Annotated in this window: 22 protein-coding genes; 13 read left to right on the top strand and 9 right to left on the bottom strand. The window is 67.1% G+C overall.

Annotated features, from left to right (window positions below):
- Window positions 1-8 precede the first annotated feature (8 nt).
- A complete protein-coding gene (locus tag ABIA73_RS01380; RefSeq protein WP_354275298.1) occupies window positions 9-680 on the bottom strand; it encodes a TraX family protein in 672 nt (223 codons plus the stop codon).
- A gap of 148 nt (window positions 681-828) precedes the next feature.
- On the opposite strand from ABIA73_RS01380, the gene pip reads away from it, so the two are divergent.
- The 7 genes from pip (at window position 829) to ABIA73_RS01345 (ending at window position 7,922) form a co-directional block, all read left to right on the top strand.
- Window positions 829-1,776: a prolyl aminopeptidase gene (gene pip / locus ABIA73_RS01375; RefSeq protein ID WP_354275297.1), complete on the top strand. Its 948-nt coding sequence runs from the start codon at window positions 829-831 to the stop codon at window positions 1,774-1,776.
- A 265-nt stretch (window positions 1,777-2,041) separates the two neighbouring features.
- Window positions 2,042-2,341 carry a hypothetical protein gene (locus ABIA73_RS01370; RefSeq protein WP_032974628.1) on the top strand — a complete coding sequence of 100 codons (300 nt, stop codon included), beginning with the start codon at window positions 2,042-2,044 and terminating at the stop codon, window positions 2,339-2,341.
- A gap of 60 nt (window positions 2,342-2,401) precedes the next feature.
- Complete coding sequence (gene mgtA, locus ABIA73_RS01365; protein WP_354275296.1) at window positions 2,402-5,161, top strand: magnesium-translocating P-type ATPase; 2,760 nt, start codon at window positions 2,402-2,404, stop codon at window positions 5,159-5,161.
- Between the two features lie 25 nt (window positions 5,162-5,186).
- Window positions 5,187-5,924 (top strand): MgtC/SapB family protein, encoded by a 738-nt coding sequence (locus ABIA73_RS01360; protein WP_025874436.1) that lies wholly within the window; start codon window positions 5,187-5,189, stop codon window positions 5,922-5,924.
- A gap of 162 nt (window positions 5,925-6,086) precedes the next feature.
- On the top strand, window positions 6,087-7,145 hold the full coding sequence (locus ABIA73_RS01355; RefSeq protein WP_354275295.1) for a sensor histidine kinase: 1,059 nt from the start codon (window positions 6,087-6,089) through the stop codon (window positions 7,143-7,145).
- Window positions 7,138-7,779 carry a response regulator transcription factor gene (locus ABIA73_RS01350; protein ID WP_154880496.1) on the top strand — a complete coding sequence of 214 codons (642 nt, stop codon included), beginning with the start codon at window positions 7,138-7,140 and terminating at the stop codon, window positions 7,777-7,779. The genes ABIA73_RS01355 and ABIA73_RS01350 overlap by 8 nt, the downstream gene beginning before the upstream one ends.
- The gene (locus ABIA73_RS01345) at window positions 7,776-7,922 is read left to right on the top strand and encodes a hypothetical protein (RefSeq protein ID WP_354275294.1); all 147 of its coding nucleotides are present in this window, start codon (window positions 7,776-7,778) and stop codon (window positions 7,920-7,922) included. Before ABIA73_RS01350 ends, ABIA73_RS01345 begins: the two co-directional genes overlap by 4 nt.
- 10 nt (window positions 7,923-7,932) lie before the next feature.
- Here ABIA73_RS01345 and ABIA73_RS01340 read toward each other — a convergent pair whose 3' ends face one another.
- Together ABIA73_RS01340 and ABIA73_RS01335 are read right to left on the bottom strand one after the other, a co-directional pair.
- Entirely contained in the window at window positions 7,933-9,111 is a 1,179-nt protein-coding gene (locus ABIA73_RS01340) for a low temperature requirement protein A (protein WP_354275293.1), read from the bottom strand.
- 14 nt (window positions 9,112-9,125) lie between these two features.
- Window positions 9,126-9,392, bottom strand: coding sequence for a hypothetical protein (locus ABIA73_RS01335; RefSeq protein ID WP_105164145.1), 267 nt, complete (start codon window positions 9,390-9,392; stop codon window positions 9,126-9,128).
- Between the two features lie 206 nt (window positions 9,393-9,598).
- Between ABIA73_RS01335 and ABIA73_RS01330 the strand changes: the two genes are divergently transcribed.
- The 4 genes from ABIA73_RS01330 (at window position 9,599) to blaL1 (ending at window position 14,450) form a co-directional block, all read left to right on the top strand.
- Window positions 9,599-10,132 carry an RNA polymerase sigma factor gene (locus tag ABIA73_RS01330; RefSeq protein WP_180831086.1) on the top strand — a complete coding sequence of 178 codons (534 nt, stop codon included), beginning with the start codon at window positions 9,599-9,601 and terminating at the stop codon, window positions 10,130-10,132.
- Window positions 10,129-10,989: a FecR family protein gene (locus ABIA73_RS01325; protein WP_354275292.1), complete on the top strand. Its 861-nt coding sequence runs from the start codon at window positions 10,129-10,131 to the stop codon at window positions 10,987-10,989. The genes ABIA73_RS01330 and ABIA73_RS01325 overlap by 4 nt, the downstream gene beginning before the upstream one ends.
- A 70-nt stretch (window positions 10,990-11,059) precedes the next feature.
- The gene (locus ABIA73_RS01320) at window positions 11,060-13,486 is read left to right on the top strand and encodes a TonB-dependent receptor (RefSeq protein ID WP_354275291.1); all 2,427 of its coding nucleotides are present in this window, start codon (window positions 11,060-11,062) and stop codon (window positions 13,484-13,486) included.
- Between the two features lie 94 nt (window positions 13,487-13,580).
- Complete coding sequence (gene blaL1 / locus ABIA73_RS01315; RefSeq protein ID WP_354275290.1) at window positions 13,581-14,450, top strand: L1 family subclass B3 metallo-beta-lactamase; 870 nt, start codon at window positions 13,581-13,583, stop codon at window positions 14,448-14,450.
- Between the two features lie 42 nt (window positions 14,451-14,492).
- Here the strand turns inward: blaL1 and ABIA73_RS01310 are convergent, their stop codons facing one another.
- A complete protein-coding gene (locus ABIA73_RS01310) occupies window positions 14,493-15,029 on the bottom strand; it encodes a DUF411 domain-containing protein (RefSeq protein ID WP_025874426.1) in 537 nt (178 codons plus the stop codon).
- Window positions 15,030-15,147: 118 nt separating this feature from the next.
- The gene (locus tag ABIA73_RS01305; RefSeq protein WP_354275289.1) at window positions 15,148-15,471 is read right to left on the bottom strand and encodes a hypothetical protein; all 324 of its coding nucleotides are present in this window, start codon (window positions 15,469-15,471) and stop codon (window positions 15,148-15,150) included.
- A gap of 110 nt (window positions 15,472-15,581) precedes the next feature.
- On the opposite strand from ABIA73_RS01305, the gene ABIA73_RS01300 reads away from it, so the two are divergent.
- The gene (locus ABIA73_RS01300; protein WP_354275288.1) at window positions 15,582-16,016 is read left to right on the top strand and encodes a hypothetical protein; all 435 of its coding nucleotides are present in this window, start codon (window positions 15,582-15,584) and stop codon (window positions 16,014-16,016) included.
- Window positions 16,017-16,025: 9 nt separating this feature from the next.
- Here the strand turns inward: ABIA73_RS01300 and ABIA73_RS01295 are convergent, their stop codons facing one another.
- Window positions 16,026-18,311 carry an FdhF/YdeP family oxidoreductase gene (locus tag ABIA73_RS01295; RefSeq protein ID WP_354275287.1) on the bottom strand — a complete coding sequence of 762 codons (2,286 nt, stop codon included), beginning with the start codon at window positions 18,309-18,311 and terminating at the stop codon, window positions 16,026-16,028.
- 212 nt (window positions 18,312-18,523) lie between these two features.
- Between ABIA73_RS01295 and fdhD the strand changes: the two genes are divergently transcribed.
- Window positions 18,524-19,381, top strand: a complete 858-nt coding sequence (gene fdhD / locus ABIA73_RS01290; RefSeq protein ID WP_354275286.1) for a formate dehydrogenase accessory sulfurtransferase FdhD — start codon at window positions 18,524-18,526, stop codon at window positions 19,379-19,381.
- Window positions 19,382-19,409: 28 nt separating this feature from the next.
- Here fdhD and ABIA73_RS01285 read toward each other — a convergent pair whose 3' ends face one another.
- The 3 genes from ABIA73_RS01285 to ABIA73_RS01275 form a co-directional block, all read right to left on the bottom strand.
- Complete coding sequence (locus ABIA73_RS01285) at window positions 19,410-19,970, bottom strand: TetR/AcrR family transcriptional regulator (protein WP_025874422.1); 561 nt, start codon at window positions 19,968-19,970, stop codon at window positions 19,410-19,412.
- 4 nt (window positions 19,971-19,974) lie between these two features.
- Window positions 19,975-21,507: an MFS transporter gene (locus tag ABIA73_RS01280; protein ID WP_354275285.1), complete on the bottom strand. Its 1,533-nt coding sequence runs from the start codon at window positions 21,505-21,507 to the stop codon at window positions 19,975-19,977.
- A 125-nt stretch (window positions 21,508-21,632) separates the two neighbouring features.
- Window positions 21,633-22,355: a hypothetical protein gene (locus tag ABIA73_RS01275; protein WP_134833367.1), complete on the bottom strand. Its 723-nt coding sequence runs from the start codon at window positions 22,353-22,355 to the stop codon at window positions 21,633-21,635.
- Between the last annotated feature and the right edge of the window lie 6 nt (window positions 22,356-22,361).

Raw genomic sequence — 22,361 nt, 5'->3', positions numbered from 1 at the left:
GCCCTGCGTCAGCGCAGCCAGTGCGCATAGGCGGCCAGCACCGCCAGGTGCGCCACGTAGTAGACGTAGAACGCCCAGCGCCATCGTGGCAGCCGCCACTGCACGCGCGCGGCCGCCAGCGCCAGCGGGATGGCCAGCAATGCCCATCCATTGCCATTGACCCAGCACAGCCCACCGAACCCGAACGCCAGCAGCCAGTACGCCCGATGGCGGAAGGCGATCCAGCCCAGCATCACGAATGCGACCCCGGCCCATTGATAGTCGACGAAGAACGGCAGCAGGCCTCCCGCTACCAACAGCAACAGCTGCCGATTGTTGGCCAGCGCATGCACGGCCACAGCGGCCAGGCAGAACGTCAACAGGATGTTCAACGGCAGCCAGTAGCCGAAGGCCAGCACATGGAAGGGTTGCGCGACCAGGCCCCATGCGGACAGGCGCCGTATCGACTTGCCCAGATCCGCCCCTGGCTGTGCCAGGTTGCAGGCCATCACCAGTGCGAACAGCGGGAAGGCGATGCGCCCCAGCTCGCTGACCACCGGTACATAGCCGCCGAAAACCACTTTGGCGACATGATCGCCGGTCATCGACAGCAGCGCGAGCCACTTCAGCAGCTCGCGGGCGCCGCTGCCGAGGGCGCTGCGCGCCGGGGAGTATCGTGCAGCGACGTCCTGCGCGCTCATGCCATCCATCCTCTGCGTCCTGCAGGGTCGATATCGCCAGGAATCGGCGGCCTTACCCCTTGAACGCAAAGAATACTTGAACCTGGGGCGGATGACGCTGGTCGATGTGCCCCGCTATCCTTGTACTCCCTGCTTGTGAGGCACCGCCATGCGCACGCTGTACCCGCCGATTACCCCGTACCGCGAACACACGCTGCCCGTGGATGCACTGCACACCCTGCATGTCGAGGAGTGCGGCACGCCCGATGGCATTCCGGTGGTGTACCTGCATGGCGGTCCGGGCGCTGGCATCTCGCCCACCCATCGCCGCTTCTTCGACCCCAGGCGCTACCGCATCGTGCTGATCGATCAGCGCGGCAGCGGCCGCTCCACGCCCTTCGGCGAGCTGCGCGACAACACCACGCAGCATCTGGTGGCCGACATCGAGAAGGTGCGCCAACACCTGGGCATCGAGCGCTGGCTGGTCTACGGCGGCTCCTGGGGTTCGACCCTGTCGCTGGCCTATGCACAGGCGCATCCCGACCGCGCCACCGGGCTGATCGTGCGCGGCGTGTTCCTGGGGCGCGAGGAAGAGAACCGCTGGTTCGCCGAGCTCAACGGCGGTGCGCGCTGGATCTTCCCGGAGCGCTGGGATCGCTACCAGGCGCACATTCCGGAAAGCGAGCGCGGCAACATGCTCGACGCGTACTGGAAACGCCTGGACCACGCCGACGAAGCCATCCGCATCGCCGCGGCACAGGCGTGGCTGGGCTGGGAAGACAATGCCGCCACGCTGCTGCACGACGTCGACGCGGTGTCCGCTACCGATCCGCTCGATACACTGGCCAAGGCACGCATCGAGGCCCACTACTTCCGTCACAACAGCTTCCTCGATCAAGGCCAGCTGCTGCGCGACATCGATCGCATCCGCCATCTGCCGGGTGTCATCGTGCAGGGGCGCTACGACATCATCTGTCCGCCGCGCAGTGCCTGGGACCTAGCGCAGGCGTGGCCGGAAGCCCGGCTGGAGATGGTCATCGCCGGCCACAGTGCCAACGAAGCGGCCACGACCGATGCCCTGGTGCGGGCCACCGACGCTTTCGCGGACCGCAGCTGAACAAAAGGGGCCAACGGCCCCTTTTTCTATACCAAGGTATAGCCGGGCTAACCCACGGGCCTCTAGGCCTGCTGAATACGAGCGCGGACAATAGCGCCACTGGCCAGTGACTGGCCGCCCCACGCGGAGACGCAGATGGATCCCGACCCTGCCGGGCGCAACGCGCGCCCCTGCCTGCCTACTTGTTCACTGCTGGCGACTGACGGCCGGTTCCTGTCCGTGTAAGCGATGGGAGCCCCGGGCAGCGCCTGCCCGGAGGAATCCCATGTCCTACAAGATTCTCTACATCACCGTGCGCCGCCTGATCGGTGAGCGCGATGTTTCCGGCCTGCGCAGCCTGCTGCTGCAGCACGGCCCTGTCCTGTTCGCCCGTTCGCTGGCCCTCGGCTCGCCACGGGTGGTGGCCGACGCACTGTCGCTGCTGCCGATCAGCGAGCGCATCAACGTGCTGCGCCACCTGCCCTACCCGCTGCGCGATGCGATGAAGCCGCTGTGCATCGGCGGCAGCCAACGCTTGCGCATGCAGCCCTGGTCGCCGTCGGTGCTGGCCATGCGCCACGCCTGATACCACCCCTTCCGCTCCACGCGCTGGCTCCGCCCGGCGCCGCTCCAAGAGGACCTTCCCATGAGCCTGCTCAACGCCTGGTTCAACGCCTTCCTGCGCAGCCGTCGCGCGGGCAACCTGTTCGGTCGTCGCGCGATGCCCGAAGCCGGGTACGGCCGTGGCAGCACGCAGGCCGCGCCCACCGCGCTCACTGCTGGACTGCTCGCGCTTGCACAGGGCAGCGAAGCCGATGCGCTGGCCACCCTGCAGTCACATGTCGATGGTCTCAGCCCGCACGAGGCCGAAGAGCGCCTGCTGCGCTTCGGCCCCAACGAGGTCGATCACGAGAAGCCACTGCCGTGGTGGCGCCATCTGTGGCAGTGCTATCGCAACCCGTTCAACCTGCTGCTGACGGTGCTGGCGGCCGTGTCCTGGCTGACCGAAGACGCCAAGGCGACGGTGGTGATCGGTGCGATGGTGGTGCTGTCCACCCTGATCCGCTTCGTGCAGGAGGGGCGTTCCAACCGCGCTGCCGAACGGCTGAAGGCGCTGGTAGGCAACACCGCCCGCGTGCTGCGCCGCGCTGCGGGCACCGAAGCGGCGGAGGTGGCCGACCAATATTTCGGCGCGCAGCTGCACAGCCGTCGGCCGGCACGGCTGCTGGACCTGCCGATCCGCGCTCTGGTACCGGGTGACCATATCGTGCTGTCGGCAGGCGACATGATCCCGGCCGACTGCCGCGTGCTCGCCGCCAAGGATCTGTTTGTCGCACAGGCGGCGATGACCGGCGAATCGCTGCCGGTGGAGAAGTTCGTGCAGCCGGGCAACGCCGACTCCGGCCTGATGGAACAGGCCAACCTGTTGTTCATGGGTACCAATGTGGTGTCCGGCACGGCAACAGCACTGGTGCTGGCCACCGGCAACACCAGCTACTTCGGCACCCTCGCCCAGCGCAGCAGTGCCAGCGATCGCGCGCCTACGGCATTCCAGGCCGGGGTCAACAGTGTCAGCTGGCTGCTGATCCGCTTTGCCCTGGTGATGGTGCCGTTCGTGCTGCTGGTCAATGGCTGGACCAAGGGCGACTGGACCGAAGCATTCCTGTTCGCGCTGTCGGTGGCAGTCGGCCTGACCCCGGAAATGCTGCCGATGATCGTCACCTCCACCCTGGCCAAGGGCGCGGTGCTGCTGTCGCGGCGCAAGGTGATCGTCAAGCGCCTGGACGCGATCCAGAACTTCGGTGCGATGGAAGTGCTGTGCACCGACAAGACCGGCACCCTCACCCAGGACAAGATCGCGCTGGAGCGGCACACCGATGTGTTCGGGCAGGATTCGGAGGATGTGCTGACCTTCGCCTACCTCAACAGCCACTTCCAGACCGGCCTGATCAACCTGCTGGATCGTGCGGTGCTGGAGCATGTGGAGCTGCAGAGCTCGCTGCGCCTGTCGCAGGACTACCGCAAGGTCGATGAGATTCCGTTCGACTTCGAGCGCCGTCGCATGTCGGTGGTGGTCTCCGAGCGCGAGGACCATCACGAATTGATCTGCAAGGGCGCGGTGGAGGAGATGCTGGCGGTGTGCAGCACCGTGCGCGAGAACGGCCGGGACATGCCGCTGGACGCGCAGCGCCTGGCCCGGGTGCGGCAGACCACCGAGGAACTGAACGAACAGGGCCTGCGCGTGGTGGCGGTGGCGATGAAAGAAACCTCCGCCAGCCAGACGGTCTACTCGCAGGCCGACGAGCGGGATCTGACCCTGGTGGGCTATGTGGCCTTCCTCGATCCGCCGAAGGAATCCGCTGCTCAAGCACTGCAGGCGCTGGCCGCGCATGGTGTGGAAGTGAAAGTGTTCACCGGCGACAACGAACTGGTCACCGCGAGGATATGCGCCCAGGTCGGCCTGGACGCCGACACGATCGTGACCGGCCCGCAGATCGAGCGCATGGACGACGCTGCCGTGGCGCGTGCACTGCAGGAGCACCGCGTGTTCGCCCGCCTCACGCCCCTGCACAAGGAACGGCTGGTGCGCGAGCTGCGCGCGCAGGGCAAGGTGGTCGGCTTTCTCGGCGATGGCATCAACGATGCTCCCGCACTGCGCGCCGCCGATATCGGCATCAGCGTGGACAGTGCGGTGGACATCGCCAAGGAGGCCGCCGACATCATCCTGCTGGAAAAGAACCTGATGGTGCTGGAGGAAGGTGTCATCCAGGGGCGGCGCACCTTCAGCAACATGCTCAAGTACATCCGCATGACCGCCAGCTCCAATTTCGGCAACGTGTTCTCGGTGCTGGTGGCCTCGGCGTTCCTGCCCTTCCTGCCGATGTTGCCGCTGCAGCTGCTGGTGCAGAACCTGCTGTATGACATCTCGCAGATCGCCATTCCGTTCGACAACGTGGATGAGGAGCTGGTGCGCAGGCCGCTGAAGTGGAACCCGGCGGACATCGGCCGCTTCATGGTGTTCTTCGGTCCGATCAGCTCGATCTTCGACCTCAGCTGCTTCGCCCTGATGTGGTACGTGTTCGATGCACGCACGCCGGCCGAACAGGGCCTGTTCCAGTCGGGCTGGTTCGTGGTCGGGCTGCTGACCCAGACGCTGATCGTGCACATGATCCGCACGCCCAAGGTACCGTTCCTGCAGAGCATCGCCGCGCCGCCGCTGCTGCTGATGACCGGGGCGATCATGGCCATCGGCGTGATCCTGCCGATGAGCCCGCTGGCCGGCTACTTCAAGCTGCAAGCATTGCCGGCCGGCTACTGGCCGTTCCTGGTGGCGATCCTGTTCGGCTATGCGGTGCTGACCACCGCGCTGAAGAAGCTCTACATCCGCCGCTACGGCTGGCAGTAAACGCACCGGCGCAGGGAGACGCATCATGGACTTCAACCCCCACCTGCCCGCGTTCAACGCGGGCGCCACCCTCAGTTCGCTGATCAGCCTGTCCGTCGCCTTCGTGTTGGGTGCGCTGATCGGCCTGGAGCGGCAGTTCCGCCAGCGCACTGCCGGCCTGCGCACCAATACGCTGGTAGCGGTGGGTGCAGCGGTGTTCGTCGACCTGGCCGTGCGCTTCCACGACCTGTACGGCGGGCCGCCGTCGCCACTGCACGTGGTGGCCTACGTGATCTCCGGCGTCGGCTTCCTCGGTGCCGGCGCGATCATGAAGGATGGCGCCCAGGTGTCGGGCCTGAACACCGCCGCTACCCTGTGGGGTTCGGCGGCGGTCGGCGCCTGTGCCGGCATCAAGCTGCTGCCTGAAGCGGTACTGGCTGCGGTGTTCGTGCTGGCTGCCAATACCCTGCTGCGGCCGGTGGTGAACCGCATCCAGCGGCAACCGCTGCCGGAAGCGTTCAGCGAGGCCATCTATGCCATCAACGTGGTCTGCCAGCGTGAGCAGCAGGCCGAGGTGCTGGACCGGCTGCTGCTGTTGCTGGAGCAGGCGCAGTACCCGGTACGCGCGGTCGACCAGCGGCCGTTCGGCGAGCGCGATGTCGAGATCGAAGCGGTGCTGTACGCCACCACGGTCGATGGCGCTGAACTGGATGCAGTGCTGGCAACGCTGGCCGCCACGCCGGGCGTGCTGCAGGGATTCTGGAACGCCAGCCTGGAGGAGTAGTGCCGGCCGCTGGCCGGCAACCTCATGAACTGCGGGAACACCCTGCAGATGCCGGCCAGCGGCCGGCACTACCCTGCATCTCTCTGGCGCATGCCGACCAAGGTCGGCATCTACTGAACAGCGCTTTGCTATCCTTTCCACCCACGCCAGGGAGCTATCCCGATGCCATCGCTGTCGCCCCGCCGCCCACTGGTCGTGCTGGCCCTGATCATCGTGATGGCGGCCATCTTCCTGGTCGATACGGTTACCGACTACGCCGTTGCTGCCGCCTGCTTCTACGCGGCGGTGATCCTCGCAGCGTCGCGGCGGCTTCCCGCCCGCGGCCTCATCGCCCTTGCGGCAGTCTGCATCGCATTGACCGGCCTCAGCTTCTTCCTGACCCGCTTCGGCACCTACCGTATCGGCCTGGTCAATTCAGCGATCGGCATGCTGGTGATCGGCATCACCACCTACCTGGCATTGAAGATGGAAGCGGCCAAGGCCGCGGTGCAGGATGCACAGGCGCGACTGCTGCGGGTGGCGCGCGCCTCCACCGTCGGCGAGCTGACCACCTCCATCGCACATGAAGTGAACCAGCCGCTGGCGGCCATCGCCAGCAGCGCCGAAGCCAGCCAGCGCTGGTTGGCCCAGGAACCGCCGAACCTGGACAAGGCGCGCCAGACCATCGCCCGCATCGTCGCCGATGCCCATCGCGCCAGTGACGTGATTGCCCGCATCCGCAGCCTGACCCAAGGCGCCGCGCCAGAGCGCCAGGCCTTCGACCTCAACCTGGCCGCCGAGGAAATGCTGGCACTCTCGCGCAGCGAACTGGAACAGCATGGTGTGACCGTGGCGCTGGTGCTGGGCAGCGACCTGCCACCCGCCCACGCCGATCGCGTGCAGGTGCAGCAGGTGATCGGCAACCTCATCCTCAACGCCGTCGATGCGATGTCGGACACGTCCGTAAGCGAGCGCAGGCTGTCCCTGGTGACAGCGTACGATGGCCGCGGCCACGTCAGCCTGAGCGTGCGCGATCGTGGTGTCGGCCTGCCCTCGGAGCAGACTGACCGCGTGTTCGATGCATTCTGGACCACCAAGGCCAACGGCCTCGGCCTGGGCCTCAGCCTGAGCCGCTCGATGATCGAAGCCAACGGCGGCCATATCCGCGCCGAACGACCGGCCGGTGGCGGCGCCTGCTTCATCTTCGAGCTGCCCACGGCGACGGAGGCTGCGCATGCGTAAACCCACCACAGCACCTATGGAACCGTCACCGATCGTCTACGTGATCGACGACGACGCCTCGGTACGCGCCGCGCTGGAGGACCTGCTGGCCTCGATGGGCCTGCAGGTGCGGGCCTTCGCCTCCACCGGGGAATTCCTTGCCCACCCGCGGGACGACGCTCCGTCATGCCTGGTGCTGGACGTGCGCATGCCCGGGCAGAGCGGACTGGATTTCCATCGCAGCATGGCCAGCCACGATCTGCATCTGCCGGTGGTGTTCATCACCGGCCACGGCGACATCGCCATGGGCGTCAATGCGATCAAGGACGGCGCGATCGAATTCCTGACCAAGCCGTTCCGTGACCAGGAACTGCTGGACGCGATCCACAGGGGCATCGGGATCGATCGCCAGCGGCGCCGCGAGGGTGATGCGCTGGGCGCGTTGCAGCTGCGCTGGGGCACCTTGAACGCCGGCGAGCGCGAGGTGGTTGCCGGCGTGGTGCGCGGTCGCCTGAACAAGCAGATCGCCGCCGACCTGGGGGTCAGCGAGATCACCGTGAAGGTGCGTCGCGCGCAGGTCATGCGCAAGATGGAAGCACGCACGCTGGTCGATCTGGTACGCATGTACGACCGGCTGCAGGCCGCTGCGCCATGACCGCCTGCGTGGCCCTGCTGCGCGCGGCCAATGTCGGCGACACCGGCGCGAGCTGTTCATCCATTGCGGCGATGGCATGGCCGCTTCACGCCTGCGCGCACACCGTGGGCAAGCTGGCGATGATGGCCGCTGCCCTTCACTGAGCCGGGGCCGTTACCCGCGCGCCGCTGCGATGTTCCGTTTCAACCGTGTATCGGCCAGCCCCACCACCAGCAGCACGATGCTGGTCAGCCACCCTGCCGCCAGCAGGTGCATCCATGGCAGCACGAAGCCGAGCACGACCAGAACCCCTGCCCCCACCAGGTGCGAGCGCGGCACGCGGCCGTAGACCGCCCGCTTGTACAGTGCGCTGCCCAGCAGGTAGATCAACGGCCCCGCTGCCAGCATCGCGGCATACGGCAGGGTCACCCTCGCCTCCGGTTCGTCCATCACCAGGTCGTTGCCAACGGCGGTAGCGATGATGCCGGCGATCAGCAGCGCGTGCACGTAGTGGAAGTAGGCGCCGATGCGGCCCGGGTCGTCGGAACGGGTGATAGTGTCGGTGGCGTCGCGGCTGGAGATGCCGAAGTACAGCCACCACATCGCGATAGTACCGGCAAAGGTCGCCAGCACTGCCGACACCACCGCGCCACTCCAGTGCTCCACCTCGCTCAGCACGCCGCCGGTTGCCAGCAACGTCTCACCCAATGCGACGATCACGAACAACTGGCAGCGCTCGGCCAGGTGCCCACCTTCGATGGTCCACTCGCGGGTACGCGAACGGCCAAGGCCCGGAAACGCGAAGCCGAACATCGGCGAGATGTACTCGCAGGCGACAGCCACCGCCCACAATGCCAGCCGCGCATTGCCCTCGACCGCTGCACCGGCCAGCCAGAAGCAGGCCGAAACGCTGACCCAGGCCAGCATGCGCCTGAAGTTGGCGGCCAGCGGGTGCGAGCGCCCTACTTCCAGCAGCACAAACAGCGTCCGCCCTACCTGCATCGTGGCGTAGGCACCGGCGAACATCCACGCGCGACCGGCAAAGGCTTCCGGGATGGACGAAGACATCAGCAACGCCAGCAGCATCGTGACGAACAACAGGCCACGGATACGTGGCGCCTCCGGGTCGAACCAGTTGCTGACCCAGCACGCGTACTGCCAGCCAAGCCAGACCGCAAACCACAACACCAGCGTCTGCAGCACGCCCAGCAGGCCCAGGTGGTGCAGCAGGTGGTGGCTGAGCTGGGTGACCGCGAACACATAGACCAGGTCGAAGAACAGTTCTTCGTAGGTCACCCGTGCATGATGGCCGTCGCGACGACGCAGGGCAGGAAGACGGGGCGTTGCCGGCATCACGGATCCTCGGTTCAGCGGCCCAGCCGCCAGAAAATGACACCGGCCACCAGCGCCGGCACGGCAAACACCAGCAGCAGGATCGGCAACTCCTCGCGCACCGTATAGCCTGCGCGGCTGACCCCCACCCACATGTTGGCCACCGATACCAGCAGCCAGGTGCCGATGAAGGCCAGCAGCGCCGTTGGCAGCTGCGAACCACCGGTGCTCCAGAGCCTGCCGAACAGCGCGAAGACGGCCAGCAGCAGGAACCCGCCGACGATCACCAGAAGCACGTGCATGGTCACTCTCCCCGATGGCTGCCATGCAGCCTATCTGCGGCCGAGTGTGCGCTGCAGAGGGTGATCGTGGATTCACTTTCCGGGCACCGCGAACAATCCCGTCGTCGCTCATCCGATAGCAAATGCGAACAGTTCCCATTACTATCGTGGCACCACGCAGGGCCGGCCCTGCGTGGCACCCCTTCCTGCCTACGCCGCTTTCCCGGATGTCCACGCCACCGCACCCCCCGCCACCTGTGCTGCCGTTGGTGTCCTCGCTGGTGCGCCACTACGAGGATCTGGTGGATTACCTGCGCCGTCGCTTCGCCTCACCCGGGCTGGCCCGCGAGGTGGTGCACGACGTCTGCGTACGCCTGCTGGAGCGCCCCGAACCGGCCGGCGTGCGCCAGCCGATGGCGCTGCTGCGACGGATGGCGCATGACGCTGCGGTTGATCGTTGCCGTGCTGAAGACCTGCGCCGCCAGTGGGTGGAACCCCGTGCCGAACTGCCCGATGCGGCCTGCGAAGGTGCCGGCCCGGCCAGACAGGCCGTTGCCGCGCAGGAACTGGCACGGCTTGTCGACGTCATCCGTGCGATGCCCTGTCGACGCCGCCAGGTGTTCATCCTGCACAAGATCCATGACGTTCCGCAGGCTGCGGTTGCCCGCCGCATGGGCATCGGCCTGAAGGCGGTCGAGCGGCATCTGCGGTTGGCGATGGTCGATTGCCGGCAGGCGCTGCCGGTGAGGGCGCTGACGTGACAGCGCCCCCTCGCCCGCGCCCTCCACTCCCGGACAAGGCCGGCACGCCTTCGCCTGATCGTCTGCTGGAGCAATATCGGGACACCCTCAAGGCACTGTTCCCGGTACCCGATCCGGCGCAACTGTATCGCCCCCACCGCAGCCGGCAGATCGGCGGGGCTGCGCTCTGCCTGCTGCTGGTGGCTGGACTGGGCGGGCTTTACGCTGTCGATCCCGGCTGGCAACAGCACGATTACCGGACGGCCATCGGCCAACGTCGCAACGTGCTGCTGGCCGATGGCAGCCGTATCCAGCTGGATGCGGGCAGCCATCTGCAGGTGCGCAGCCATCTGCGTTCGCGCCGCGCGGTGCTGGTCTCCGGACGCGCCCGCTTCGACGTGGCGCCCTCGCGCTGGCGCCGGTTCCAGGTCGATGCCGGGCCCGTTCAGGTGCGCAACTACGGCACGGTGTTCGACGTGGAGCGACGCGGTGACCGCAGTGAAGTCCGCCTGTGGCGAGGCAAGGTCGGCGTGCGCGTTGCTGGCCGTGACGGCGAGCAGCACCTGCAGCCTGGCCAGCAGCTGCTGGCAGGGACAGGGCCGGTGCAGCCGCCGCAGCCGATCGCCACTGGCAGCGGGGAATGGACGCAGGGCCGACTGCAGTTCGCGCAGGCCCCGCTGGGCGAGGTGGTACGCAGCCTGCAGCGCTATCACCACGGCGCAATCGTACTGGACGAACCCGGACTGGCCACGCTGCAGGTATCGGGCGTGTTCGATGGCGACCATGCCGCCACCGCGCTGGCGCTGCTGCCGGAGATCCTGCCCGTCGCCGTCCACGTCCGCGGCGATGGCAGCGTGCACATCTCCGCACGCCACTGAATTCGGCACCGAGGGTGGGTTATGGCCCTGCTCATCCGGCTGCTGCATGAACCCCTCTGAAGGACCCCGCATGACCCGCATTGCCCTGCCCGCCGCCCTGCGCCGTCTGACGCCTGCCCTGCTGGCCGTCAGCCTGTGCGCCGCCCTTCCGGCGGCGGCGCAGTCCACCCCCACGGCGGTGGACGTCCATCTTCCGGCCGCCCCGCTGCAACAGTCACTCAATGCGGTGGCCAGGCAGAGCGGCATCCAACTGCTGTTCGCTGCAGACAGCGTTGCCGGCCGCCAGGCGCCAGCGCTGGACGGCCGCTATGCCCCGCGCGAAGCACTGCAACGGCTGATTGCCGGCCAGGGCCTGAGCGTCGAGGAACGCTCGCCGGGCGTGTTCGTGATCCGCAGTGCGGTCGCAACCGCCACGCCGGCGGCAAAAGCAGACAGCCCGCGTACGGCAGCAACGCCGGCAGCCACGACCTCACTCGGCAGAGTGACCGTGTCGGCGTCCACCGCGCGCATGCCGCAGGGCGAGACCGCCATGCCCAACACCATCACCGTGCTCACCCGTGAGGACGTCCAGCAACAGCTGGCGCTGGGCTCGGATGTGTCGCGCGTACTGTCCTCGCAGATCCCGGCCTTCGCCCCGGCACGCGAGAAGATGTCCAACTATGGCGAAAGCATGCGCGGGCGCGGCATCCTGTACATGGTCGACGGCGTGCCGCAGTCAACCCCGTTGCGCGACGGCTCGCGTGATTCGCATACCATCGATCCGGCGATGATCGAACGCATCGAAGTGATCCACGGTGCCAATGCGCTGCAGGGCATCGGCGGCACCGGCGGCATCGTCAACATCATCACCCGCAGTGCGCCGAGCGAACCGGGTGCTTTCCTGCTGGACAGCAGCCTTTCGCTCACCGCCGCCTCGCCGCGCCGGCGCGATGATGACGGCCAGCGCGCTTCGGCACTGGTGGGCATCCGCGGCGAACAGTTCGACCTCGTGGCCGGCCTCGCCCATGAACGGCAGGGCCTGTACTACGACGGCGACGGCCGTGCGATCGGCACCAACGCGCAGGGCGAGCTGATGGATTCGACCTCGACCAACATCTTCGCCAAGCTTGGCTGGAACATCGCCGAAGGCCAGCGCGTGCAGTTGATGGCCAATCGCTACGAACTGCGTGGCCTGGACAATTACCTGCCCGTGGATGGCAACTTCCGCACCGGTCGCCCGGCCACGTCGGTGCCCGGCGATACGCCGCTCGATCCGCCGATGAACCGCTCACGCTCGCTGACCCTGGACTACGGCAATGCCGATCTGTTCGGCGGCCAGTTCCTCGCGCAGGCCTTCGCGGTCGATTTCGAAGGGCGTTACGGCGCCAGCCAGTGGGACCCATGGGGCAACACGGGTGCCAACGCCGCCTGGGACCAGACCCAGAATGAATCAGACAAACGCGGCTTCAAGCTGACCCAGAGCTGGCGTCGCATCGGCGACACCTCGCTGGACGTGACCCTGGGCCTGGATGGCCTGCGCGACCGCACCCATCAGGTGCTGCTGGCCAGCGGCCTGAACTGGGTGCCGCTGACCACCTACCAGAGCCTGTCGCCGCTGTTGCAGCTGCAGTGGTGGCCCACCGACCACGTCATGCTGTCCGCAGGCCTGCGTTACGAAAAGGGCGAGCTGGAGGTGGGCGACTACACCACCCTGCCCCGCTACGGCGCACGCAAGGTGGCCGGCGGCAAACCGACGATGAGCGAGACGCTGCCGAACTTCGGCGCGGTCTGGTACATCAATGACCGTCTCAATGCCTACGCGTCGTATTCGGAAGGCTACACCGTGGCCGATGTTGGCCGCGTGCTGCGCGCGATCAATCGCGATGGCCAGCGCGTGGACAACCTGGTGGACCTGTCGCCGGTGGTGTCGGACAACCGCGAAATCGGGCTGGAGTATGACGACGGCCGCTTCAGCGGCGATATCGCGTACTACACCTCCGAATCCAAGCTGGGTTCGGTACTGGTCTATGACGCCGGCATCGATGCCTACAACGTGCAGCGCCAGGCCACTCGGGTGGAAGGCTTCGAGACCAACCTGCGCCTGCGCCTGGGTGACAGCCACCTCGGCATGGGCTATGCCCGCGCCAATGGCCGCTACGACGCCGACCTGGATGGTCGTCTGGAAAGCGACCTGGCAGGAGTCAACATCGCCCCGAACCGTCTGACCGCGTTCTGGGAACAGGGCTGGACCTCGCAGCTCAGCACCCGTCTGCAGGCCAGCCATGCCTTCGATCGCGACTTCGACCTGCGCGGCGTGCCGGTGGCCAGCTTCAAGGGCTACACCACGTTCGACCTGGTCGCCCGCTATGCGCTGGGCAAGAGCAGTTTCACCCTGGGCGTGCAGAACCTCGCCAACAAGCAGTACATCACCTACTACTCGCAGACCACGCCATCCAACCCGAGCTATTTCGCCGGGCGTGGGCGAGTGCTTACGCTGGGATGGCAGTACCGCTACTGAGCTGCGGCGCCCTTATGGGTGCCATGAATTCTATGCGTGACGCGACGAAGGAGGCCCATGCTAGTTTCTGGGCCTCCTTCATCGGTGCCCTCCCATGCGCTTGCAGACCCTCGCCATCACGCTCGCTGCCCTGCTTCCCGCTGCGGCCTCTGCCGCCGAACCGACGCTGCCGCAACTGCGTGCCTACACCGTTGATGCCTCCTGGCTGCAGCCGATGGCGCCGCTGCAGATTGCCGACCACACCTGGCAGATCGGCACCGAAGACCTGACCGCACTGCTGGTGCAGACGCCGCAGGGCGCGGTGCTGCTCGATGGCGGCATGCCGCAGATGGCCGACCACCTGCTGCGCAACATGAAAGCGCGCGGCGTTGCGCCGCAGGATCTGCGCCTGATCCTGCTCAGTCATGCCCACGCCGATCACGCCGGCCCGGTTGCTGCGCTCAAGCGCAGTACCGCTGCGCAGATCGTCGCAAATGCCGAATCTGCGGTACTGCTGGCACGTGGCGGCAGCAACGACCTGCACTTCGGCGACGACATCACCTATCCACCGGCAACGGCGGACAGGATCATCATGGATGGCGAGGTGGTCTCGCTCGGTGGCGTCGACTTCACCGCGCACTTTGTGCCCGGCCATACCCCGGGCAGCACCGCCTGGACCTGGACCGACACCCGGGGCGGCAAACCGGTGCGCATGGTCTATGCCGACAGCCTGAGTGCGCCGGGCTATCAGCTGCAGGCCAACCCGCGCTACCCGCACCTGATCGGGGACTATCGCCGCAGCTTCGCCACGGTGCGCGCCCTGCCCTGCGACGTCCTGCTGACTCCGCATCCCGGCGCCAGCGGCTGGAACTACGCAGCGGGCACATCGGCAGGAGCCAAGGCAATGACCTGCCAGGACTACGCCGACTCGGCCGAACGCAATTTCGACGCGCAGTTGAAGAAGCAACGCGAAAAGCAGCGTTGACCAGGCGCGGCGGCGATCCGCCGCCGCGCCCGCCACACCTTGTCAGCCACCCTGCCCGTGCTGTGCGAAGGGCTGAGTGCTGCCATCGGCCAGCACCAGCTCCACGGTATACGGCTGCACATGGCCATCAGGCATTTCCATGCCCGGTGATCCAGCCGGCATTCCCGGCAGCACCAGGCCACGTGCCGTCGGCCTTTCCTTCAGCAGGCGCTTGATGTCGCTGGCCGGAATATGGCCTTCCACCACATAGCCACCGATCTCGGCGGTATGGCAGGACGCCTTGCCGGCCGGTACGCCGAGCCGTTGCTTGACCGGATGCATGTCATCGGTATCGCGTATCTCAACCGCGAAGCCGGCAGCCTTCAGGTGGTCGGCCCACACGCCACAGCAACCGCAACTGGCCGTCTTGTGCACGATGGCCAGGGGAAGCTCCCGGTCGATCGTCGCTCCGGCCGTCGCCTCGACCGCCGAGGCGGTTGCGGTTGCGGGCGAGGACACGGCCTCTTCGGAGGCACGCGCGCAGGCGGTGGCCAGCAGAACGGGGGTGAGCAACAGGCTCAGGGAAAGAATGCGGTTCATGGGTCAGGTTTTCCTTTGCAATCGCAGGCGCGAGCGCCTGCCATCCACGCGACGGATGCGCGTGGGTCAAGTAGATGAGGGGTACTACAGGACGGCAGGTACGCAACCTGCGCGCAAATCAGGCGATCGGCGGACGAATCAGGTGAGGCAGCGCAGGCGCGGGATGATCCGGCGGCAGCGCGTCGCCGGGCACTGCACGCAGTGGCCATGCAGCGAGGCTTGCCGCTGTCGACAGCATGGCCACACTCGCCGGCACGCACTCGCAACCCTCGCTGCTGCACGCGGCTGCGTTCCGTTCATCGCAGCAGGCGGGCGTGACAGAGATCGCAGCGTCGGCGATCTCGTGGGGGCCATCGCAATGACCACCGCCGGACTGACCGTTGAAGCCGCCCGAGGCAAGCGCCAGCGCCGGTGCATTCAGCACCAGGGTCAGGAGCAGCATCAGACGCAGCAGCAGGCCGGATATATCCACGGGCTGATGATAGCCGACGCACGACGCGCCCGTCGCCGCTGCCTGCTGTCATCATGCATGACGTTCATTGGAGCCTTTCCATGCCTGCCCGCTTCGCCTCTGCTGCCCTCCTGCTGTCCGCGTTGCTGAGCCTTCCGGCCATGGCAGGCGAACGCCAATGGACCGTGCTGTCCAGCGGCGATGGTGACCACACCCATGAGCGCTGGCAGGTAAGCGGGACGCGATTGCGAACGCTTCCCGCGTTCGACCCGGCACGCGCCGAGCCGCCGCTGTCGGTGCATCAAGCTGCGGCGGCAGCACTGGCCCACGCGCGCCTGCGTTATCCCGGCGATGACTTCGTGGTCTCCGAGGTAAGCCTGCAGCGGTTCGCCGCCGGCGCTGCGCCGCAGAGCGAGGACGCAGCGCGCGGCTGGGTGTACCTGGTCAGCCTCGACTACAACGCCAAGGGCTGGACCCAGATGGTGCCGGTGCTGCTGGATGGCAGCATCGTGCTGAGCGACAACGAGCAATTGTAGGATCGGCGCCTACGCGGGCACGTCGACCTGCGCGCGCATCCGTACCGGAATGGATTTCGCCGCTGGCGTACCGCTGATCCGATCGTAGTAGTCCAGCGGCAGCAGGGGGTTGAGCTCCGGGTAGTAGCCCGCCAGCGCCCCGCGCGGCATCGGGTAGTCAAGCACGGTCAGGCCTTCGATTCGCCGCGTCACGCCGTCGTCGCTGATCGTTTCCAGGCTTACCAGGGCTTCCTTGCCGAGCCCGCGCGCCAGACGGTCCTCGATGTTCATGAACACCACCATGCGGTCGTTGTACACGCCCCGGTAGCGGTCGTTGTAGCTGTAGATGGTGGTGTTGTACTGGTCGTGCGAACGCACCGTGGCCAGCCGCAGCATCTCCGGGTCATCGACTACCGTGTTCACTTCCAGGCCCGGCATGACGAGGATGTTAGCCTTGCCGTTCGGCGTCGGCCACACGCGCCGGCGCGGCGGAATATCCAGGTGGAAGCCGTGCAGTGCCTGGATGCGCTCGTTGAAGCCGGCATAGATGTCCGGGTAGACGGCGGCGATCAGGTCGCGGATCGGGCCGTAATCATGCATGTACGCGGCCCAGTCCACCTTGCTGTCCGGCAACGTTGCCATCGCCATCCGGCAGACGATCTCCACCTCCGGCAGCACGTGGTCGCTGGCCGGCTCCAGCACGCCGCGCGACGCCGTCACGTTGGACATCGCATCTTCGATGGTGACGAACTGCTCGCCCTTCGGCGTGCGGATCCACTCCGAGCGCGCCACCACCGGCAGGATCAGCGCGTCGCGACCGTGCACGAGATGCCCCCGGTTGAGCTTGGTGGCAATACCCACGGTCAGTTCCAGTCTGCGCATGGCCTGGTAGGCGCGCTCGGTATCGGGCACGGCATGGATGAAGTTGCCGCCCATGCCGATGAACACCTTGGCGCTGCCATCGAGCATCGCCGCGATCGACTCGACCACATGGTGGCCGTGCTCGCGCGGCGGATCGAAACCAAACACCTGCTGCACGCGATCCAGGTAACGCGCCGTCGGCTTCTCGTCGATGCCGACGGTGCGGTCGCCCTGCACGTTGGAATGGCCACGGATCGGACCGATACCCGCGCCCGGCTTGCCGAAATTACCGCGCAGCAACAACAGGTTGGCCACCTGCTGCAGCAGCCGCGACCCCTGCTGGTGCTGGGTCAGGCCCATGCCATAGCAGATGACCGTCGCCTGCGAACGGATGTAGATCTCCGCGCAGCGCCGGATCTGTTCCTGTGCGATGCCCGACACCCGCACGATCTCATCCCAGTCCTGCGCCAGCACGTCCTCGCGCAGCGCCTCCAGGCCAACGGTGTGTTCGGCCAGGAAAGCATGATCCAGCACTTGCTCACCCTCGGCTTCGCGCTCGAACATCACCTTCATCATGCCCTTGATCAGCGCAAGGTCGCCGCCGATGCGGACGTGCACGAACTCGCTGGTGATCTCGGTGGAACCGAACGTGGCCATCTGCACCACGTCCTGTGGTTCGGTGAAGCGGATCAGGGCACGCTCCGGCATCGGGTTGACCGCCACGATCGGCACACCGCGCTTGCGCGCTTCCACCAAGTTGCTCATCATCCGCGGCGAGTTGGTACCGGTGTTCTGGCCCATCACGAAGATCGCCTCGGCGTGTTCGAAGTCGTCCAGCACGATGGTGCCCTTGCCCACGCCGATCGCCGGCGGCAAGCCGCGGCTGGTCGGCTCGTGGCACATGTTCGAGCAGTCCGGGAAGTTGTTGGTACCGAACTCGCGCACGAAGATCGAATACAGGAACGCCGCCTCGTTGGGCGTGCGGCCGGAGGTGTAGAACTCGGCCTGGTCGGGGTTGTCCAGCGCCTGCAGATGACGACCGATGAGTGCAAACGCCTCGTCCCATTCGCAGGGCACGTAGTGATCGGTGGCGGCGTCGTAGCGCATCGGCTCGGTCAGCCGGCCCTGCTGCTCCAACCAGTAATCGGTCTGCGCCATCAGCTCGGTGACGGTGTGCTGGGCGAACAGCTCACGGGTCACCCGGTGCTGGGTCGCTTCCCAGGCCAGGGCCTTGGCACCGTTCTCGCAGAATTCCAGCTTCTTGCGGTGGTCGGCATCGGGGAAGGCGCAGCTGGGGCATTTGAATCCGCCCGGCTGGTTCATCGCCAGCAGCGCCTTGGATCCTTTGCCGATCACGCTCTGCTGCAGCAGCACCTTGGCGGTCGCACCGGCGGCCCCCCAGCCGCCTGCCGGTTGGTTGTAAGGCTTGTAACGCGGCGGCTTCTGTTCGGACATGGTCGGGAACCTGCGTTGGTGGAGTGCCTGCCTGCAGAGCCGGGCTCGCGCCCGGCTGCCGTGGCCAGTCAAGCACACCGGCAACCCCAGCGCCATGGCCCGGCCCGGGTACAGCAGGCTGCCACGGCAACGGTTACCGCCGCGTCTTCACTGGATGGCTGCGCTATCCTCCGGGCGTAGCCTGCCCTTCTGCTTTGCCCAGGATGTGCCGCATGCCCGGATCGACGTTGCCTTCGCCCCCGCCCGCCGGCACGGCCCTGCGCACGCTGCAACGCTGGCGCAGCACGGGGCAGGAGCAACGGGTGGATACGATCGCCGAAGAAGTACCGGTGGCGATGCGTTACAACGGCGCGGCCTTCGCGGTGATGATGGCCACGCCATGCGACCTGGAGGATTTCGCGCTGGGCTTCTCGCTCAGCGAAGGGTTGATCGAGCGTCCTGACCAGTTGCTGTCCATCCAGATGCAGCCACAACTGGAGGGCATCGCGCTGAATATGAGCGTGTCCGCCGACGCCCCCGGCGCCGCACTGGATCCTGACAACGAGCGCCTGCTGCCGGGTCGCGGCGGCTGTGGGTTGTGCGGTGCACGCCAGCTGGAGGACGTGCTGCGTCCGCTGCCTCCGGTAAAGGACCGCCGCACGTATCAGACGGCTGCACTGCAGCGGGCATTGGCTGGGCTGGCCCTACGCCAGCCGATGAATGCTGCCAGTGGTTCGACCCATGCAGCGGCCTGGGCCGATGCCAGTGGCCGCATCGGCTGGGTGCGCGAAGACGTCGGCCGCCACAATGCGCTGGACAAGCTGATCGGTGCACTGCACCACAACGAACACAGCATCGATGGCGGCCTGCTGGTGGTATCCAGCCGTGCCAGCTACGAAATGGTCAGCAAGGCCGCGCGCGCCGGTGCCAGCGTACTGGCCGCCGTCTCGGCCCCCACTGCGCTGGCCATCGACCTGGCCCGCAGTGCCGGCCTGTGCCTGGTGGGCTTCGCCCGCGAAGAAGGCTTCAACGTGTATACCCACCCGGAGCGGCTGCAGGGGTATGGCCTGCACGGGCATCCGCCTGCCTGACGGGCGCCCTCAGCGGATGGACTGGCTGCTACGCCTTGCGGGACCGCTCGGGAGAGAGCAGCCCGCCGATCCGTTCGGTCACCTGCGCGCGCACGTTCTCGTCCAGCTGGCCTTCGTACATGGCCTCGTAGATCCACAGGCCATCGGCGGCCAGCCGCGCCACGAAATTATCCAGCGCCGCCGGATCGTCGCTGCCGGCGGCCGGTGGCGAAGGCGCCCAGCGCTGCACCACCGGTGCCCACGGCCGCTCGCTGGGGAATTCGGGGTCCACCGAGTCCAGCATGAACATCAGCTCGGCCCGGGTGGCACTCTGCGCCGACACACGCACGAAGGTCTGGTAGCGCTCCAGCGCAGTGGCCTCGCCGGCCGACTTGCCCAGCAGCGCCTCCATCGATGCTTCCCAGCTCTGCACCAGGTGCTCGTCGATGCCGCGCAGCAACGCTTCGCGCGAAGGAAAGTGGTACAGCAGGCCGCCACGGGTCAACTGCGCCTCGGCCGCCACCGATTCAAAGGTGACCGCACGCACGCCGTCGCGGTTGATCACGCTGACGGCGGCGTCGAGGATGCGCTCGCGCTTGCTGGTTCTCATGCCGTTATTTTACGCGATCGGCGGCGCCGTCGCGGCCACCGGCGCGTCCACGCAGCAGGCGCGCGATGATCACCGCGCCGGCCGCCAGCACCGCACTGATCACCAGCAGCACGATCTGGTAACCGCGATCGTAGGCCGCGGTGGCCAGCGCGAACCACTCGCCCTGCCCCGTCTCACGCGCCACGTGCAGCGCCTGGGTGAAGCCCTCGCGCGCGGCGGCGGGAATACCCGCAGACTCCGGCAGGAAAGCGCCGTACATCGCAGCGCTCAGGCTGCCCAGCAGCGCGACGGCCAGCAGGCCGCCGAACTCGTAGGACACTTCCTCCACCGACGAGGCCATGCCCGCACGATGCGGCGGCACGTTGTTGAGGATGGCGGTGGATGCCACCGAGATGGCAGCACCCATGCCGAAGCCGGTGATCGCCATGCCGGCCACCACCCAGCCCAGCCCATGCGGGAAGCCCAGCGCCACCACGCCCACACCTACCGCGCCGGCCGCAAGACCGCCGCAGATCAGCGGACGCAGGCCGACGCGATGCAGCACGCTGCCGCCCAGCAACGCGCTGGGCAGGCTGCCCAGCGCCGCCACCGATACCAGCAGGCCCGCCTGCAACGGGCTGAGGCCGGCCACCAGCTGGAAACGCTGGGTGGTGAGCAGCTGCAGCCCTGCCATCGCAAACAGGGTGAACACCGCCGACAGGGTGCCGGCAAGGAAGGCCGGATTGCGGAAGATGGCGAAATCCAGCAGCGGATACGGCAACTGCTGCTGGCGGCGGCTGAAGGCGATGCCGGAGATGATCGCCAGCAGCAGCGAGACCGCGCCCACGCTGTACGAGGGCGGCGTGGCGATCAGCGACTTGATCGCCAGTACCAGGCCCGACAGCGCGGCCAATGCCAGCAGCGAGGACAGCAGGTCCCATGGGCGGGTGCTGTCGCGCTGCCCTTCCGGCGCCAGCAGCAGGGTCGCGATGAAAGCGACCACTACCACCGGCACATTGATGAGGAACACCGAGCCCCACCAGAAGTGCTGCAGCAGCAAGCCACCGATGATCGGCCCCAGCGCCGCACCGACGATGGCCACCGAACCCCAGATCGCGATGGCGATGTTGCGCTCGCGTTCTTCATGGAAGCTGAGCCCGATCAAGGCCAGCGTGGCCGGCATCATCGCCGCCGCACCCACCGCGAGGAAGGCACGCGCTGCGATCAGCTGCCCTGCGGTTGCAGAGAACGCCGCTGCCAACGAGGCGATGCCGAACACCACCAGGCCGATCAGGAACATCCGGCGGTGGCCGATGCGGTCACCCAGGGTGCCAGCGCCCAGCAGCAGGCCGGCCATCACCAGTGGATAGGCGTTGATGATCCACAGCGCCTGCCCGGCACTGGCCGACAGCTCCTCGGTCAGGGTCGGCAGCGCGGTATACAGCACCGAGTTGTCCAGCGTGACCAGCAGCAGGCCGGCGGCAACGGTGAACAGCAGCGACCAGCGTCGTGCGCGCGACAGGGACGGAGCACCGTCCAAGGGCTTGGAGAGAGCCATGGGAACCTGGATGGGGAAGGAGTACATCCATAACTATACAGGACATCCTGTATAGTTATGAGGCTGCCAGTGAGACCCATTCAGCTGACGGGAGGCGCAATGCTCCCTGCCTCATGACCCGGGGCCTACCTGCACTCCGCAGGCAAGGCAGCGACCGCCTGCACGATCGGGTCCTGCATGGCGCGTCCCACCGCGGCATCCAGCTCCCCCTGCAGATGGCCGTGCTGGCGCTGCATCTCCTCTTCGCACAGCGCACGCACCCGCGCGCGGGCGTTGCTGCGCAGCGTGCTGCAGCGCCAATCGCCCCCTCCCAGCGGCAGCACCGAATAGACCACGCTGTTGCAGGCGTTGCCGGCGCGTTCCGCCAGCGGACGCGCGCCGAAGTCACGCGGCACACTGCTGCGCTGCGGATCGAAGTAGCTGTCCGGGAAGGTGCGCGCGTACTGTTCGATGTCCACCTCGATAGTGCCGCCTTCGCCTGCCGGCACGCGCAGTGGCTGACCGCAACTCGTGGCGTCGGCGCGGTGTTGGATGTACTGGTAGATGGGTCGGTCCAGGCTCGCATCCTGCGCGGTCACGGCGCTGACCGCCGCCAGCACCGGCAGCGACGCACGGTTGGCCATGCGCGCCAGCACTCCCGCCTGCGCGGGTTCGCAGCGGTCGCGCAGCGTCGCCACCAGCAGGAACAGCAGGTCATCACGAAAGGCCTTGTCGGCCGCCAGGTGATGTTCGATGCGTGCCTGCGCTTCCGCCACTGGTGCGGGAAATGCAACGGCCGGTGGCGAGGGCGCGTGCGTTGCGTTCCACAGCAGCGCCACCCCGGTTCCTGCCAGCAGCAACACCACCATCAGCAG

The sequence above is a fragment of the Stenotrophomonas sp. 2694 genome, assembly GCF_040548715.1.
In the GTDB taxonomy this organism is placed as follows: domain Bacteria; phylum Pseudomonadota; class Gammaproteobacteria; order Xanthomonadales; family Xanthomonadaceae; genus Stenotrophomonas; species Stenotrophomonas indicatrix.
The sequence above is the reverse complement of the archived record's forward strand: the minus strand, read 5'-3'. Positions and strand labels throughout refer to the sequence as shown.

Excerpts from the sequence above, each read along its gene's own strand:
- ABIA73_RS01380 (WP_354275298.1), bottom strand. The coding sequence starts at position 680 with ATGAGCGCGCAGGACGTCGCTGCACGATACTCCCCGGCGCGCAGCGCC.
- pip (WP_354275297.1), top strand. The coding sequence starts at position 829 with ATGCGCACGCTGTACCCGCCGATTACCCCGTACCGCGAACACACGCTG.
- ABIA73_RS01370 (WP_032974628.1), top strand. The coding sequence starts at position 2,042 with ATGTCCTACAAGATTCTCTACATCACCGTGCGCCGCCTGATCGGTGAG.
- mgtA (WP_354275296.1), top strand. The coding sequence starts at position 2,402 with ATGAGCCTGCTCAACGCCTGGTTCAACGCCTTCCTGCGCAGCCGTCGC.
- ABIA73_RS01360 (WP_025874436.1), top strand. The coding sequence starts at position 5,187 with ATGGACTTCAACCCCCACCTGCCCGCGTTCAACGCGGGCGCCACCCTC.
- ABIA73_RS01355 (WP_354275295.1), top strand. The coding sequence starts at position 6,087 with ATGCCATCGCTGTCGCCCCGCCGCCCACTGGTCGTGCTGGCCCTGATC.
- ABIA73_RS01350 (WP_154880496.1), top strand. The coding sequence starts at position 7,138 with ATGCGTAAACCCACCACAGCACCTATGGAACCGTCACCGATCGTCTAC.
- ABIA73_RS01345 (WP_354275294.1), top strand. The coding sequence starts at position 7,776 with ATGACCGCCTGCGTGGCCCTGCTGCGCGCGGCCAATGTCGGCGACACC.
- ABIA73_RS01340 (WP_354275293.1), bottom strand. The coding sequence starts at position 9,111 with ATGCCGGCAACGCCCCGTCTTCCTGCCCTGCGTCGTCGCGACGGCCAT.
- ABIA73_RS01335 (WP_105164145.1), bottom strand. The coding sequence starts at position 9,392 with ATGCACGTGCTTCTGGTGATCGTCGGCGGGTTCCTGCTGCTGGCCGTC.
- ABIA73_RS01330 (WP_180831086.1), top strand. The coding sequence starts at position 9,599 with ATGTCCACGCCACCGCACCCCCCGCCACCTGTGCTGCCGTTGGTGTCC.
- ABIA73_RS01320 (WP_354275291.1), top strand. The coding sequence starts at position 11,060 with ATGACCCGCATTGCCCTGCCCGCCGCCCTGCGCCGTCTGACGCCTGCC.
- blaL1 (WP_354275290.1), top strand. The coding sequence starts at position 13,581 with ATGCGCTTGCAGACCCTCGCCATCACGCTCGCTGCCCTGCTTCCCGCT.
- ABIA73_RS01310 (WP_025874426.1), bottom strand. The coding sequence starts at position 15,029 with ATGAACCGCATTCTTTCCCTGAGCCTGTTGCTCACCCCCGTTCTGCTG.
- ABIA73_RS01305 (WP_354275289.1), bottom strand. The coding sequence starts at position 15,471 with ATGCTGCTCCTGACCCTGGTGCTGAATGCACCGGCGCTGGCGCTTGCC.
- ABIA73_RS01300 (WP_354275288.1), top strand. The coding sequence starts at position 15,582 with ATGCCTGCCCGCTTCGCCTCTGCTGCCCTCCTGCTGTCCGCGTTGCTG.
- ABIA73_RS01295 (WP_354275287.1), bottom strand. The coding sequence starts at position 18,311 with ATGTCCGAACAGAAGCCGCCGCGTTACAAGCCTTACAACCAACCGGCA.
- fdhD (WP_354275286.1), top strand. The coding sequence starts at position 18,524 with ATGCCCGGATCGACGTTGCCTTCGCCCCCGCCCGCCGGCACGGCCCTG.
- ABIA73_RS01285 (WP_025874422.1), bottom strand. The coding sequence starts at position 19,970 with ATGAGAACCAGCAAGCGCGAGCGCATCCTCGACGCCGCCGTCAGCGTG.
- ABIA73_RS01280 (WP_354275285.1), bottom strand. The coding sequence starts at position 21,507 with ATGGCTCTCTCCAAGCCCTTGGACGGTGCTCCGTCCCTGTCGCGCGCA.
- ABIA73_RS01275 (WP_134833367.1), bottom strand. The coding sequence starts at position 22,355 with ATGGTGGTGTTGCTGCTGGCAGGAACCGGGGTGGCGCTGCTGTGGAAC.